General features: G+C 66.1%; 15 protein-coding genes. 10 read left to right on the forward strand and 5 right to left on the reverse strand.

All coding sequences use genetic code 11. The annotated features are described in order from the left end of the window. Window positions 1–140 precede the first annotated feature (140 nt). From QYM46_RS04710 to QYM46_RS04725, 4 genes are all read left to right on the forward strand, one after another. The gene (locus tag QYM46_RS04710) at window positions 141–842 is read left to right on the forward strand and encodes a VOC family protein (protein WP_432791059.1); all 702 of its coding nucleotides are present in this window, start codon (window positions 141–143) and stop codon (window positions 840–842) included. Continuing rightward, on the forward strand, window positions 830–1498 hold the full coding sequence (locus tag QYM46_RS04715; RefSeq protein WP_432791060.1) for a VOC family protein: 669 nt from the start codon (window positions 830–832) through the stop codon (window positions 1496–1498). The genes QYM46_RS04710 and QYM46_RS04715 overlap by 13 nt, the downstream gene beginning before the upstream one ends. 105 nt (window positions 1499–1603) lie before the next feature. Beyond that, window positions 1604–2395 carry a DUF3152 domain-containing protein gene (locus QYM46_RS04720; RefSeq protein ID WP_432791061.1) on the forward strand — a complete coding sequence of 264 codons (792 nt, stop codon included), beginning with the start codon at window positions 1604–1606 and terminating at the stop codon, window positions 2393–2395. A gap of 116 nt (window positions 2396–2511) precedes the next feature. Next, on the forward strand, window positions 2512–5061 hold the full coding sequence (locus QYM46_RS04725; RefSeq protein ID WP_432791062.1) for an ATP-dependent Clp protease ATP-binding subunit: 2550 nt from the start codon (window positions 2512–2514) through the stop codon (window positions 5059–5061). Window positions 5062–5159: 98 nt separating this feature from the next. On the opposite strand, the gene QYM46_RS04730 is transcribed toward QYM46_RS04725, so the two are convergent. From QYM46_RS04730 to QYM46_RS04740, 3 genes are all read right to left on the reverse strand, one after another. Beyond that, window positions 5160–5981 (reverse strand): YidC/Oxa1 family membrane protein insertase, encoded by an 822-nt coding sequence (locus QYM46_RS04730; protein WP_432791063.1) that lies wholly within the window; start codon window positions 5979–5981, stop codon window positions 5160–5162. A 136-nt stretch (window positions 5982–6117) separates the two neighbouring features. After that, on the reverse strand, window positions 6118–6423 hold the full coding sequence (locus tag QYM46_RS04735; RefSeq protein ID WP_248279110.1) for a hypothetical protein: 306 nt from the start codon (window positions 6421–6423) through the stop codon (window positions 6118–6120). Window positions 6424–6475: 52 nt separating this feature from the next. After that, on the reverse strand, window positions 6476–7114 hold the full coding sequence (locus QYM46_RS04740) for an endonuclease (RefSeq protein WP_432791064.1): 639 nt from the start codon (window positions 7112–7114) through the stop codon (window positions 6476–6478). Between the two features lie 145 nt (window positions 7115–7259). Between QYM46_RS04740 and QYM46_RS04745 the strand changes: the two genes are divergently transcribed. The 5 genes from QYM46_RS04745 (at window position 7260) to QYM46_RS04765 (ending at window position 10936) form a co-directional block, all read left to right on the forward strand. Then, a complete protein-coding gene (locus QYM46_RS04745) occupies window positions 7260–7895 on the forward strand; it encodes a ClpP family protease (protein WP_432791065.1) in 636 nt (211 codons plus the stop codon). After that, window positions 7892–8473, forward strand: coding sequence for a ClpP family protease (locus QYM46_RS04750; protein ID WP_432791066.1), 582 nt, complete (start codon window positions 7892–7894; stop codon window positions 8471–8473). Before QYM46_RS04745 ends, QYM46_RS04750 begins: the two co-directional genes overlap by 4 nt. Before the next feature lie 80 nt (window positions 8474–8553). Next, window positions 8554–9864: a sensor histidine kinase gene (locus QYM46_RS04755; protein ID WP_432791067.1), complete on the forward strand. Its 1311-nt coding sequence runs from the start codon at window positions 8554–8556 to the stop codon at window positions 9862–9864. Then, on the forward strand, window positions 9861–10535 hold the full coding sequence (locus QYM46_RS04760) for a response regulator transcription factor (RefSeq protein WP_432791068.1): 675 nt from the start codon (window positions 9861–9863) through the stop codon (window positions 10533–10535). Before QYM46_RS04755 ends, QYM46_RS04760 begins: the two co-directional genes overlap by 4 nt. A 71-nt stretch (window positions 10536–10606) precedes the next feature. After that, a complete protein-coding gene (locus QYM46_RS04765; protein ID WP_248279111.1) occupies window positions 10607–10936 on the forward strand; it encodes an SHOCT domain-containing protein in 330 nt (109 codons plus the stop codon). Here the strand turns inward: QYM46_RS04765 and QYM46_RS04770 are convergent. Beyond that, window positions 10933–11292, reverse strand: coding sequence for a helix-turn-helix domain-containing protein (locus tag QYM46_RS04770; protein WP_432791069.1), 360 nt, complete (start codon window positions 11290–11292; stop codon window positions 10933–10935). The two genes, QYM46_RS04765 and QYM46_RS04770, sit on opposite strands and share 4 nt — an antisense overlap. Before the next feature lie 178 nt (window positions 11293–11470). Between QYM46_RS04770 and QYM46_RS04775 the strand changes: the two genes are divergently transcribed. Beyond that, entirely contained in the window at window positions 11471–12499 is a 1029-nt protein-coding gene (locus QYM46_RS04775; protein ID WP_432791070.1) for an iron-siderophore ABC transporter substrate-binding protein, read from the forward strand. A 47-nt stretch (window positions 12500–12546) separates the two neighbouring features. On the opposite strand, the gene QYM46_RS04780 is transcribed toward QYM46_RS04775, so the two are convergent. Next, the gene (locus QYM46_RS04780) at window positions 12547–14058 is read right to left on the reverse strand and encodes an Ig-like domain-containing protein (protein WP_432791071.1); all 1512 of its coding nucleotides are present in this window, start codon (window positions 14056–14058) and stop codon (window positions 12547–12549) included. Window positions 14059–14183 lie beyond the last annotated feature (125 nt).

The following is a 14183-nucleotide window of genomic DNA, read 5'->3' on the forward strand; positions in this document are numbered from 1 at the left end:
GTTCAACAATCTGCGGACATTGCGGGTGCCATTAACGGCAGGAAGCGGCAGTGTCCGGCGCGGAACCCGAAGTGGATGTGCATGCCCTGAGTTAAGCGCATCCGCGCAATCGCAGTCAATTCGTGGCTTAATATTGAGACATGTTGAGTAATTCCTGCTTCGACCATCTGGTCATCGCCGTTCCTAACCTTCAGAAATATGTTGAGCAATGTGAGGTTCGCCTCGGTGTCGCGGCCGTTGACGGGGGCGCTCATCCGGGTCTGGGGACGGCCAATGCGCTGCTCGGGCTCGAGCTCAGCGATGAGTTCGCCGATTCGCTCGGACTCGCGCGTGAAGAAGGTCCGAGCCCGCTCACGTATCTCGAGATCCTCGGTCCCGACCCAGAGCAGGACCCGGCGCTCGCGGCCGCGCGGTTGGCCGGGATCATCGCACCGACCGTGCAGAGGTGGGCGATCCGGCCGGACGATTTCGACGGTCTCGTCACGGCCGCTGCGCGGTCACGGGAACCGCGGGTCCACCTCGGCGAGGTTCGTGACATGACCCGGCGCAGACCGGACGGAACCGTGCTCGATTGGCGCCTGTCCAGGCGCACCCCGCTGCCATGGTCGGGAATCCAGCCGTTCCTCATCGACTGGAAGGACTCCGACCATCCGGCAAGGCAGGAGATGCCGTGGGTTCGTCTCGAGAAGCTGTGGGCAGCCAGCGACGCTCCGGCCGCGGTCGGTTCGGTGCTCGACTTCTTCGGCATCGCGCTCGACATCATTGCCCTCGACGGCCAAGAAGGGGAGACTGAGGGTCTGCACGCTCATCTGAAAGGTCCGGGTGGATCATGGACACTCTGAACACCATTCCCGCGCAGCTCGACCACCTCATCATCACGGTGCCCGACCTCGAGGCCGGGGTCGCCGCCGTGGAAGAGGCCACCGGTCTGCGCGCGGTCCCCGGCGGTTCGCACCCGGGACGGGGGACCGCGAATCATCTCCTCGGGCTCGCCCCGGCGGGCTGGCCGGAGGGGGCGCGCACCTACCTGGAAATCCTCGGCCCCGACCCGCAGCAGGAACCGCCCGCTGACGGGACCTTGCCGCTCGACGCGCATCTGGCCTCCGAGCCGACCCTGCAGACCTGGGCCATCCACCCGCCGGCATTCCTCGCGAAGATCGCGGCCGCGAACACCGCGGGCATCGACTTCGGGGAGGTCCAGGACATGGCCCGCGACACCGCCGAGGGTGAGCGTCTCGAGTGGCGGCTGACCACCCGCTCCCCGCTGCCGCACTCAGGTGCGCAGCCGTTCCTCATCGACTGGGGCGAATCCGTCCACCCCGCCGAGGCGGCGCTGCCCACCCTCGAGCTGCTCGACTTCCGCGTGGACAGTCCAGAACCTGAGGCTGCACGGGAGGTGCTCGACGTGCTCGGGGCCGGGGACACCACAGTGGTCGAGGGGTCGGATTGTCGCCTGCATGCCAGGTTGCGCGGGCCCGGCGGCATCCTCGAGTTCTGACCGCTCGCCGAGAAACGGGCTGAGTGCCGAGACTCGGGTGTGCACACCCGTTTCTCGACACGCAGCCCGTTTCTCGATGAATCGGCAGCGGATAGACTCACAGGCGTGCTCAGTCGAACCCGCCCCGTCTCCCGCCCACGCCTCCGCACCCTGACCTCCCTTGCCGCGGTCTCGCTGCTCATCGGGCTGAGCGCCTGCGCGCCCGCAGCCGACGACGAGACCCGACCGACTCCGAAAGCCGCCGAGACCCCTGCCGCCTCCGCCGACCCGACGGGGGAGACCACGCAGTCGGGTGAGCCGACGGAATCCTCTTCGCCCTCCGAGACCTCGAGCATCGACGACGCCGGAGCCGCCGGGGTGAGCGAAGACGATATCGACACCCACGGCAGCGGCCGATGGGACCGGCCGAAAGACGAGACCGGACCCAACCGCGACGACGGCACCACCTTCAAGGTCGCTCTGCGCGTCGAAGACAACCTGCCCATCGACGTCGACGAGGCCGGCGACTTCATCATCAAGACCCTCCAGGACGAACGCGGCTGGCAGGACATCGACAACGTCTCCATCGAACTCGTCGACGAAGGACAGGACACGATGATCTCCATCGCCAGCCCTGACACCGTCGACGAGATGTGCCTGCCTCTGCGGACCTTAGGCAAGCTTTCGTGCCGCAACGGACCCAACGTCATCCTCAACGCCAAACGCTGGGTGGCGGCCACCGATGAATTCGATGACATCGTCCAGTATCGGCAGTACCTCATCAATCACGAGGTCGGGCACGCGCTGGGCCACGGTCACGAATCCTGCCCCGGACCGGGCAAGACCGCACCGCTCATGCAGCAGCAGACGAAGGGTCTGCAGGGCTGCGAACCCAACGGCTGGCCTTCGAAGGGCTGACCGCACGTCGGCCCGTCACCGCATGTGACACCGAACTCAGCCGACTCGGGAATAACCGCGCGCCCACCTCTGTTGATTGAGTCGTATACGCTCAACTTTGAAAGAGGAGGTCAGCTTTGGCCACATTCTTCGGACCCGCAGGCTCGGGCGGAGACTCGTTCGACGAGTTCCTCGCTCGTTTCCTCCAGGGACAGACCGGAGCCCGCCGAGGCCGTTCCGTCGACATCAACCGACTGCTGAGCAAGCGCAGCCATGAGGTCATCGAAGCGGCCGCGGAGTTCGCAGGCCGCCACGGCCAGTCCGAGGTCGACGCACTCCATATCCTGCGCACCATGGTCGGTTCCGAACCCGGAATCTCCGCCGTGCGCCAGGCAGGCGCCGACCCCGAGGCCATCGCCGCCAGCGTCGAAGAGCGGCTTCCGGCTGCAACCGACACCGAGGCGGATTCCACTCCCACACTGACCGGCTCCGCCCAGCGCGCCCTGCTCGATGCCTACCAGGTGGCGCGAGCGTTCGGATCGACCTACATCGATCCGGAGCACATGTTCTTCGCCTTCGTGCTCAATCAGGAGATGCCCGCCGGTCGGATCCTCGCCCAGGCGGGAGTCACCCAGGCCGCACTGCAGGCCGGCGCCGAGGCGGCCGAAGCCGCAGGCATGCACCCCGGCCAGGAAGCCGAGGGTGAGGACGGTCAGGAATCCGTGCTGGAGAAGTTCGGCACCGACCTCACCGAACTCGCAGCCGAGGGCAGACTCGATCCCGTCATCGGCCGTGCGGAGGAGATCGAACAGACGATCGAGATCCTCGCCCGCCGGACGAAGAACAACCCGGTCCTCCTCGGCGAGGCAGGCGTCGGCAAGACCGCGGTCGCCGAAGGCCTCGCCCAGGCCATCCACTCCGGTCAGGTGCCCAAGCAGCTGCAGGGCAAGCGCATCATCGCGCTCGATATGCCCGGAATGCTCGCCGGCACCCGCTACCGGGGTGATTTCGAAGAGCGCCTGACCGGAGCGCTGAACGAGATCGCCGATGACGGAGACATGATCGTCTTCGTCGACGAACTCCACACCCTCGTCGGTGCCGGCGGCAACGGCGAAGCGAACTCGATGGACGCCGGCAACATCCTCAAACCGCGGCTGGCTCGCGGCGACCTGCACATGATCGGCGCAACCACGCTCAAGGAGTACCGCACCATCGAGAAGGACTCCGCTCTGGAACGCCGCTTCCAGCCGGTGACCGTGGGTGAGCCGAGCGTCGAGGACGCGGTGACGATCATCGACGGACTCAAAGACCGCTACGCGGAGTTCCACGAGGTCACCTACACCGCCGAGGCGGTCCGCGCAGCCGTGGAGCTGTCGAACCGCTACATCACCGACCGGTTCCTGCCGGACAAGGCCATCGACCTCATCGACCAGGCCGGCGCCCGGATGTCGCTGGGGCGCGGACCCGCGGTCGACATCGACGCGCTCAAGCTCAAGCTCTCCGAACTCGAAGCGGAGAAGAAGTCCGCCATCGAGGTCGAGGATTACGAGCGCGCAGGCCGCGTCCGCGATGAGATCAACGAGGTGGCCGCCCGGATCGAATCAGCCGAGAACCCGGACGCGGAGGCCGTGAAGACCGCTGCCGCAGAGGCGATCATCGGCGAGCAGGAGATCGCGCATGTGGTCTCCCGCGCCACCGGAATCTTGGCGGAGCGGATGACGCAGAGCCAGAAGGCGCGTCTGGCGAACATGGAGGAGGTCCTCCACGACCGAGTGGTCGGACAGGACGAAGCCGTGACCGCCGTCTCCCGCGCCATCCGCCGCCGCCAGACCGGTATGGCCGATCCCAACCGACCCATCGGCAGCTTCCTCTTCCTCGGCCCCACCGGCGTCGGAAAGACGGAGCTGGCGAAGGCTCTGGCGCAGACCCTGTTCGACGACGAGTCGGCCATGATCCGCTTCGACATGAGCGAGTTCGGCGAACGCCACACGGTGTCCCGGCTCGTCGGTGCCCCTCCCGGCTACGTCGGCTACGACGAAGCCGGTCAGCTGACGGAGAAGGTCCGCCGTCGCCCGTATTCGGTCATCCTCCTCGATGAGGTCGAGAAGGCCCACCCGGATGCGTTCAACCTGCTGCTGCAGGTCCTCGACGACGGACGTCTCACCGACGGCCAAGGACGCACGGTCGACTTCCGCAACACCGTGATCATCATGACCTCGAACCTCGGGTCCGAGTTCATGTCCGGCACTCCGCTGGGCTTCGCCTCCGGTGCTGCGGAGGACGCCGAGAGAGACCTCAAGGCCAAGGTCATGGGGCGGCTCAAGGAATTCATGCGGCCGGAGTTCATCAACCGCATCGACGACACCGTGATCTTCGCCCGCCTCGATCGCGAGCAGCTGCGCTCCATCGTCGATCAGCAGCTGGCCGCGTCGAAGCAGCGTCTCGAGGCTCAGGGCATCGCCCTCGACGTCTCGGCAGAGGCTCTCGACTGGCTCGCCGATGAAGGCTACGAGCCCGAGTTCGGTGCCCGTCCGCTGCGCCGCGTGATCCAGCGCGAACTCGACGACCGCATCGCCGATCTCCTCGTCACCGAGGCGGTCGACGAGGGCGGCACCGTGCGTGCCACCGTCGAAGGCGGCGACCTCAGGGTCATGGCCGGTGCTCGCCCGGAGCCGATCATGGCCTGATCCCTCGATCGCCGAGGCGGTCCCCGCATGAGCCCGGGACGAAGGACTCCGTTCTTTCGTCCCGGGCTCTGTCGTTGCTGCGAGCGTCGCGTCCCGGTTCAGCCGCGGGTGGCAGAGGACTGTTCGGGTTGGGGGTCGTTCGCCCCGAGGAGCTTGTTGAGGACGAGCCGTTCGCCGAGCGTCCACGTGGTCGTCGTCGCCAGGTAGAGTGCGGCGGCCAAGGGGACGAAGAGCGCGAAGATCGCGGTGAGGAAGGGCATGAAGCTCAGGGTCTTCATCACCCCGGACAGATCCGGCATCGTCGGAGCATCCGACCCGTTCTTCCCCGGATTCCCCGCGGGAACGGCCGGGGTCTCGGGCGCAGCCGGAGTGAGCAGATGGCGGGAGAAGCCGGCGACGATGGTGATGAGCACGACGAGGATGAGGTAGACCGTGATGGCCGTGCCGGTGAGATCCCCGGCGCCGAGCAGTCTGACGAAGCTTGTGTTCAGGGGCAGACCGAAGAGCGTGTGATCGAGCAGCTCATTGGCATGCCCGCCGATCGTCGCATTGATGAAGAGGCCATAGACGGCCATGAGCACTGGGGTCTGTGCCAGCACCGGCAGGCATCCGGCGAAGGGGGAGGCATTCTCCTCTTTGTACAGCTCCATGAGCTTCTGCTGCATGAGTTCGGGCTGCTTCTTGTGCTTCGTCTGCAGCTCTCTGATCTTCGGGGCCAGCCGTTTTCGAGTGATGCCGGCCCTGACCTGGGACACCCCGACGGGGATGAGCACGGCGCGGACCAGCACGGTGAGTACGATGACGGCCAGAGCGGCGCTGAAGCCGCCGGCGAGCGGTTCGAGAATGTCGCTGATCCCCGTGACCACTGTGTAGGCGGCCTCGACGAGCAGGCGGATGGGCAGGAATTCGTAGATGTTCACAGGTGATCGTCCTTCGGACTTAGGCGCACTGAGGCGCGGTTGAATGGGCCGTGTGCGGCCATCACCGTGATGACTGATGAGGATCACCCGCGCCGAGGCGGGGGAGGAGTTGCGTACGGAACGCGATCGAGGTCGTTCAGGCGATGGCGTGAACGACGGAAGAGGGGGCTCTGGGCAGAGCCGTACCCGGAGTGCCGGGTTCCTCCGGCATACGGAATTCGCGGATGCTTCGGCGCGTGCCCGGCAGAGACGGCGGGAGTGCCGACAGTGAGAGCACACGCAGCAGAGCCATGCTCGCCCATGCAGCGATCGGCGTCAGCAGGGCTGCACCGAGGAGGGCGAGGACGATGAGATGAGTGGGGGACTGGGGCACGACCGAGTCGAGGTCGGAAGAGAGCACGACGACGAGCAGCTGCAGCGTCAGCCACATATTCGCCATCATCTCGTCCCCTTTCAGACGCCACGATGCTAACACGCGGGCCTGGGCGGAGGTCTCAGTCCTCTGCGTCGGCGGAGAGGTCCGGATCTCGGGCGAGACGCACGAGCGCGGCCGCGAGTCCTGCGAGGTCGTCGTCATCGACCAATGCGGCCAGCTTCTCGTCCTGCTCCGGCAGCCCGGCCGTCTTCGCGCCCTTGCGAACGAGAGTGTCGAATGCAGGCCTCACCGAGGGCCAGACCTGCTGGGCCTCTCGGAGGAAGATGGATGCCCCGGTCGGACCGATCCCGGTGAATTCCTGCAGGAGCCCCGAAATCCGACGAGGCTGCCCCTCGGCCTCATCGCGCAGCTTCCGCAGGTCCCCGTCCCATCGGTCGATGAGCAGATCGGCGGCCTCGGCCAGACGGGTGGCGGTGCTCTCATCGTAGCGGCGATACCCGCCGCGTCCGAGCGCATCGACGCGCTGCTGCCACGAGCTCGCGCGCAGACGCTGCGGCGTTCTCCACTTCGCTGAGAACAGCTCGCGCGCGCACGCGAGGGCGATGTCGGAACTGATGCGCGTGGACAGGAGCAGGCTGAGGACGAGCAGCTGCCACAGCGGGGCCGGCTTGTCCTGGAGTGTGATCCCGGCCTCCGCGGCGAATGTGCGACCGTGCACATCGATGAGGCGACCGGCCCGATCTCGCTGTGTGCTCATGCCGTCGATCCTAAGTCCGCGCCCGGTCGAAGAGTCAAGGGTCGCCGGAGCCTCAGATGCCGGTGCCCGTCCGCTCACAGCGGCACGGTCCCGCTTCCAGCGGATCCGTGCTCGGGCCGCCGTCGCTGGGTCGCACAGTTGAGACATGCACACACGAATCGCAACCAACCCATCGGTGTTCGCCGAGGCCGACGAGTCTCCGACGACGACCGCGATCCCCGAATCCCAGCGCATGCTCTACGCCTACCGATCCGTCGTCTTCAACGGCGAGCTGCGGGACGAGAACGGAATGGAGATCATCTCCCGACTCGTCCTCCTCTCCGCCGAGGATCCGCGCTCCGATATCCACCTGTGGATCAACTCTCCCGGCGGGTCAGTGCCGATGATGCACGCGATCTCCGACACCATCGCCGCCCTGCCCAACGACGTGGTCACGATCGCCTTCGGGTGGGCCGCCTCGGCGGGACAGTTCGTGCTCATGATGGGCACGCCGGGAAGAAGACTCGCTCTGCCCCACGCCCGCATCCTCCTCCACCAGGGCTCGAGCGGGATCGGCGGAGCCGCCGCCGACATCGAACTCCAGGGCGACGACCTCCGTTCGGTCAGGGACACCGTCCTGCACCGGATCGCCGAGGCGACCGGGCAGACCTACGAACGCATCTTCGAAGACTCCCTGCGAGACCGGTGGTTCACCGCCGAGGAGGCGATCGAGTACGGACTCATCGACCGCATCATCGACTCCCCGGCCGACCTGCACGTCCAGATCGGAGGAGGGCGATGAGCCAGTACACGATCCCCAACGTCGTCGACCGGACCGGTGGCAGCGAGAAGATCGTCGACGTCTACTCGCACCTGCTCGGCAACCGCATCGTCTACCTCGGCGTGCCCATCGACGACGGAGTGGCGAACACGATCATTGCGCAGCTGCTCCACCTCGATTCGAGCAGCCGGGACCTGCCGATCAGCATGTACATCAACTCCCCAGGCGGCTCTCTGACCGCGATGACCGCGATCTTCGACGCAATGCACCACATCGGTGCGCCCGTGGCCACCACCTGCGTCGGGCAGGCGGTCGCCGATGCGGCCGTGCTCCTGGCCGCCGGAGAACCGGGCCGGCGGGCCATGCTCGCACACGCCCGCGCCGTGCTGCGGCAGCCGCATGCCGAAGGTGCACGCGGCACGATCCCCGACCTCATCGTCGCCGCAGACGAGATCGTCCGGCAGCGCCGTGACGTCGAAGAGATGCTCGCCGACAGCACGGGACGGACCCCGGAGCAGATCCACCGTGACTTCGATCGCGATCTCGTTCTCGACGCAAGAGCGGCGCGGGACTTCGGACTCGTCGACGTCATCCTCTGACTCACTGCTCCCCGCGTGGTGGTCGAACGTACTCCCCGAGGATGACGACGACATCCTGGCCGGGTCGCTACGATCGGAGGATGAGACCGGACCGTCGAGATCGTCGCGCCCGCGCGGCAGGATCTTCGCCGCGCACACGCAGACGAATCGTCCTGCTCACCGTCGCCGCGGTGGTGCTGCAGCTGCCCTTCGCGATCGTCCTCGCCTTCCACACCGAGACGTCTGCGGCCGCGATGATCGTGCGCATCGGCACTGCGGTCGTCTCCCCGGCGGTCTTCCTCTTCGCTGCGAGGTGGCCCGGACCGCGCGTGGCCGCACTGGCAGGACTCGTCGTCCTCGACATCCTGGTGTGGGCGGCAGCGACGCCCGATTCGGGCCCCGGCGACGTCGGCATGCGACCGGACGCGTGGGGCGACCACGGACCGTGGTCACCGGCCGGACCAGGAGCGACGCCGTTCTACGCCGCCTTCCTCTTCGCCGTCGTCGCAGCGATGGTTCGCGGACGTGGACTCTGGGCGATCGCCTCGGCGGTGGGAGTCTGGTTGGGAAGCCTGCTGCTCGGTCCCCTGCTGGGAATCGAGTGGTCGGTGGGGCGAGTGGTCTCGGCGACGATCGGACTGGCCATTGCCGTGGGCATCGGTGCTTTCGTCCGCCGCCGCAGCGAACTGCGTCGCCAGGAGGCCGCCCAGCAGAGCGCCCACCGCGCCGAGGTGGTCCAGGCCGAACGGCTGCGCATCGCCCGGGATCTCCACGACGTCCTCGGCCATGCACTGTCCCAGATCAACGTCCAAGCCGGAGTCGGCGAACACCTCATCGACCGCGATCCCGAACAGGCGCGTTCGGCACTTGCGGCCATCAGAGAACTCAGCCGCACCGGACTCAACGAAGTGCGCACCGTGCTGCACACGATGCGCTCCGACACCGGTGCTGCGGAAGCCTCTGGACCGGCACCCTTGGCACCGGTGCTCGGCCTCGACGCTGTTCCGACATTGGTCTCCCGCCTCGTCGGCTCCACGGACATCAGCGTGGACGATCGGCGAGCCACAGACTCCGACGGAGCGCGGGAGCAGCCCGGTCAATCGACGGACGCAGCCGCCTATCGGATCATTCAGGAAGCACTGACCAATGTGCTCAGACATGCTCGCGCTGACAGTGCACGTGTCGTGATCGAGCGGAATTCGGACCGGCTGCACGTGCGCATCAGCGATGACGGATCGGGAATGTCCGGAGAAGTCGAAGGGACGGGAATCATGGGCATGCGTGAGAGGGCGAAGCTGCTCCAAGGGTCACTCACCCTGACGTCGGAGGGCCAGCGGGGAACCACCGTCGACGTCGACCTTCCCTGGAACGCCGACCCTGCAGAGACTCGCGACGAGGAGGCACAGCGATGACACCGATCCGAGTCGCCATTGCCGATGACCATCAGCTCGTGCGCGCCGGCTTCGCCTCACTGCTCGATTCCGAGGACGATATCGAGGTCACGATCCAAGCCTCCGGCGGGCGGGCCCTGCTCGAAGCGCTGCGCACGGCACCCGTCGACGTCGTTCTCATGGACATCCGCATGCCCGACGGAGACGGCCTGTGGGCGACGGAGGAGATCGCCGCCGATCCGCGGCTCGACGCCGTGCGCGTGGTGCTCGTGACGACCTTCGGGCTCGACGAATACATCGTCCGCGCCGTGCGGGCCGGGGCCAGCGGATTCCTCCTCAAGGACACCGATCCGACCGACCTCATCCGCGCCGTGCGCGTCGTGGCCGCCGGTGAGGCTCTGCTTTCACCCGAAGTCACGAAGTACCTGCTCTCCCGCATGTCCTTGGGCCTGAAAGCAGAGCCGGATGCGGGACTCGACGTGCTGACCGACCGCGAACGCGAAGTCCTCGCGCTCGTCGGCCGCGGTCAGTCGAACGATGAGATCGCCGACTCGCTCGTGCTCTCCCCGCTGACCGCGAAGACGCATGTCTCGCGCATCATGACGAAGGTCGGGGCCAGGGACCGTGTTCATCTCGTCGTCCTCGCCTACGAATCGGGGCTGGTCTCGCCCGGCTGGCTGAACGAGCACTGAGTGGTGCTCCGTGCGGAGCAGGACAGGTGACTCCCACCAGCGGATTCGCTGCGACCGGTTCGAGGTGTGTCATGGATACCAGGTCCACGAACGGCGTGGACACCCGCCAAGGAGGCATCATGCACATGGAACACGGACCGCTGGCCTGGCCGTTCTTCTTCCTCATCCCGATCTTCTGGGTCCTCGTCATCGGACTCATCGTCACTCTCATCGTGACGCTCAACCGTCGCCGGTGGCGGCAGGCCGGGGGACCGCCGTGGGCGGCTGCGGCACGAGAAGGAACGAGGAGCGCCGAGGCGACTCTGGCGCAGCGCTTCGCCCAGGGTGACATCGAGGAGGCCGAATATCGCGCCCGCCTCGAGGTGCTGAGGGCGAACAGGACCGAGGCCGGGAACGGCTAAGCCGCCAGAGCGAGCCGCACCTGACCCGCTGCCGGCGGAGCAGGTGCGGCTTGCGTCATCCCGGTCGCCGACAGCAGCGCGGTTGCAGGAACACCAGAGGTCAGGCCGAGGGCCGCGAGCACGAGGATCTGCGGCAGCTGGAGCCCGAGTACCTCGGCCACGGCCTCGATGACCTCGGACGACGGGTCCTTGAGGCCGCGTTCGATCTCGGAGAGGAACTGGGTCGAGACCCCGGACCGGGCGGAGACCTGAGCCAGGGTGAGACCCAGATCGGTGCGGCGCAGGCGGAGAGCGCGGCCGAGCGCTTCACGCCACAGCAGCGGCGGGGTCGAGCTGTGCGGGAGCATGTCGGTCATGGGGTGAGCCTACGGTTCGCATGGTCGCCTCGGCGAGGGTTTCCGCTGTGAGCAGATGAAGACGATTGACGTGAAGTGAGTCACATGTATTGCCAAGTGCGCCCTTGGTTAAGTTAGGCTGTCCTACGTTAATGTCGAGGAGCCGCAACCGGCTCCGACCACTGTCGAAAGGACAGGAATGTCAGTTCCTCACAGCCGCCGGGCCGTCATCGCCGGAGCGCTCGTCGCACTCTCGCTCACCGCCACCGCCTGCGGGCAGGGATCGCAGGCCGCGGAGGGGTCCGGGTCAGCGAATTTCGAGACCGTGACGATCAAGCACGCACTCGGCGAAGCGGTCATCGAGTCCGAGCCCGAGCGCGTCGTCACCCTCGGTCAGGGATCGACGGAGACCGCGATCGCGTTGGGCAAGACTCCGGTCGGTATGGAGGAATACGCCTGGGGATCCGATGACACCGGCTATATGCCGTGGATCTACGAGGCCGTGAAGGACAAGGGCGAGAAGCTGCCCGAACAGTTCCAGGGCGATACGGAACTCGACGTCGAGGCCATTGCCGAGCTCGAACCCGATGTCATCCTCGCTCCCTGGTCGGGAATCACGGCCGACCAGTATGAGCAGCTCGATGCCATCGCCCCGACCGTGGCGTACCCGAAGCAGCCGTGGACGATCAAGTGGGATGAGCAGATCACCACGATCGGCAAGGCGCTCGGCCAGGAAGAGGAATCCGAAGGACTCGTCGACGACATCAAGACGCAGCTGAAAGAGGCGAAGCGGGAGGAATACAAGGACCTCACATTCTCCTTCATCTACAACTCGGGTCCCGGCACCCTCGGCGTCTTCTACCCCAACGAGCAGCGGGTGGCGATGGTCTCGGCGCTCGGGCTGACCCCGGATCCGATCATCGACGAGCTGAAGGAGGACTACGACGAGCCCGGAACGGATTCAGCGCTCATCGGTCTGGAGAACGCGGACAAGCTCAACGATTCGGACCTCATCTTCACCTTCTACTCCGATGAGAAGAACAGGAAAGAGATCGAATCGCAGGGACTGTATGCTAACATTCCGGCGATCAAAGCCGGGGCCGTCGTGGCTCCGGATGACCAGCCCTTCGTCACCGGCTCCTCGATCATCAACCCGCTCACCGTCCCCTGGACGCTCGAGCGCTATGTGCCGATGATCGACAAAGCTGTCGAGAAGCTCGACAAGTAGGTCGACGGCGAAGCAGCAGCCGAATCAGCCGGGCGAGCTGGGCGCTCTCAATCGAGGGCGCTCAGCTTCTTCCATTCATCCCAGGAATAGACCCAGTCCGAGATGTCGCTGTCATTGGTCGACAGGCTCACCTGCGAACCGGTGATCTCGACGGGATCACCGAAGATCGCGGAGTCATAGTATTCCTTCGCCCGTGCGGTGGTGAGGTTGACGCAGCCGTGCGAGACGTTCTGAGAACCCTGCACGCCTGCCGACCAGGGAGCAGCGTGAATGAATTCGCCGTTGTTGTGGATGCGCACAGCCCACTGGACATCGGTCTCGTAGTCCCACTGCTCGGAGGTCATCGTATAGTCGGCGGCCTTCGACATCACCACGTGCGTGCCGTTGTACGAGGGTGACTTCGGTGCGCCGAGGGAGGCCGGGAAGTCCATGACCGTCTTGCCGTCACGGGTGACGGTCATCCGGTGGGTCTTCACGTCGGCCTTGACGACCTGTTTGCGTCCGATCTCGAAATCGAGGGTGAGATCGTTCTGTCCCACGCTGTTCTCACCCGTCGGCACGTCCTTGAGCGGAACGTCGACGGAGACCTTGGAATGAGCGGGCCAGAACTCCTTCGGACGGAAGTGCAGGCGGGACTGCGGATCGTCATAGAGCCAACCCCACGAGCCTTCGACCTCACGCTCCTCGCCGTCTTCGTCGGTGACCTTGACCGAGAGTCGACGTTCCACATCGTCACGGAATTCCTCGGACACGGTGGAACCGAAGTTGAGCATGATGGGGGCCGCGACGCCGACCGTCTGGTCATCGGCGAGTGTCGTGCGCACCGACATCGGTGCCCCGTCGCTGGCGCCGACAGTGATCGTTGCGTCGAGGTCGACTTCGTCTCCGTCAGCAGCAGTGGCGGTGACCTTCACGGTGTATTCGCTGTCGGCGACGAGGCCGTAGGTCGAGATCCAGGCGGCGGAGTCATCCGGGGCGGAGACCGCTTCGGCATCGTCCTTGCTCTCTGAATCGCTGCCCTTCGACTCTTCCGTGGACTCGTCGTCGCTGGATCCGGATTCGGTGGAGCTCGGTGTCGACGAACCGGCTTGGGCGTCCTCCTCTGACTCGAGCGCGGTACCGGAAGCATCGAAGAATGTGCCGGGATCGTGCGCGATTCGGGGGTGGGCCTCCTCGGTGACGGAGATGTCACTGAGGTCGGCGTTCTCGACGGAGATGCCGATCCTCTGGCCGGCTTCCAGATCGATCTCGTCGCCGGATTCGGTCACTTCCCCGAAGTCTCCGGCGCCGGGCATCGCGGTCGCAGCATCGGTGGCCGGACTCGGTTCCGCGGTGGAGGTCGCATCGTCGCTGGGCTGGGACGTCGACGTCGATTCGGTCGCGGATTCTGCTGCTTCGGCGGTGATGGATCCGACGCGGAATACGGGATCCGCGGCCGCCTCGGCGGTCTTGTTCGCGCCATCACGGGTGGCATCGGGATCATCGCTCGACGGCGTGCACGCCGTGAGCAGGGCCAGTGCCGACAGGGCGGCAACGGCCCCGTGGATCTTCGTGGACAACAGGGAAACCTCGTTCAAGCACAGGGATGAGAACTGCGATTCATGGTAATGAAGCAAAATCACGAAAGTATTAACGAATTTGCATCGCGGCGCCGAATCCGGTGACCGAATGGCCGTGGAGGCAG

The sequence above is a fragment of the Brevibacterium sp. K11IcPPYGO002 genome, assembly GCF_050920635.1.
Classification (GTDB): Bacteria; Actinomycetota; Actinomycetes; order Actinomycetales; family Brevibacteriaceae; genus Brevibacterium.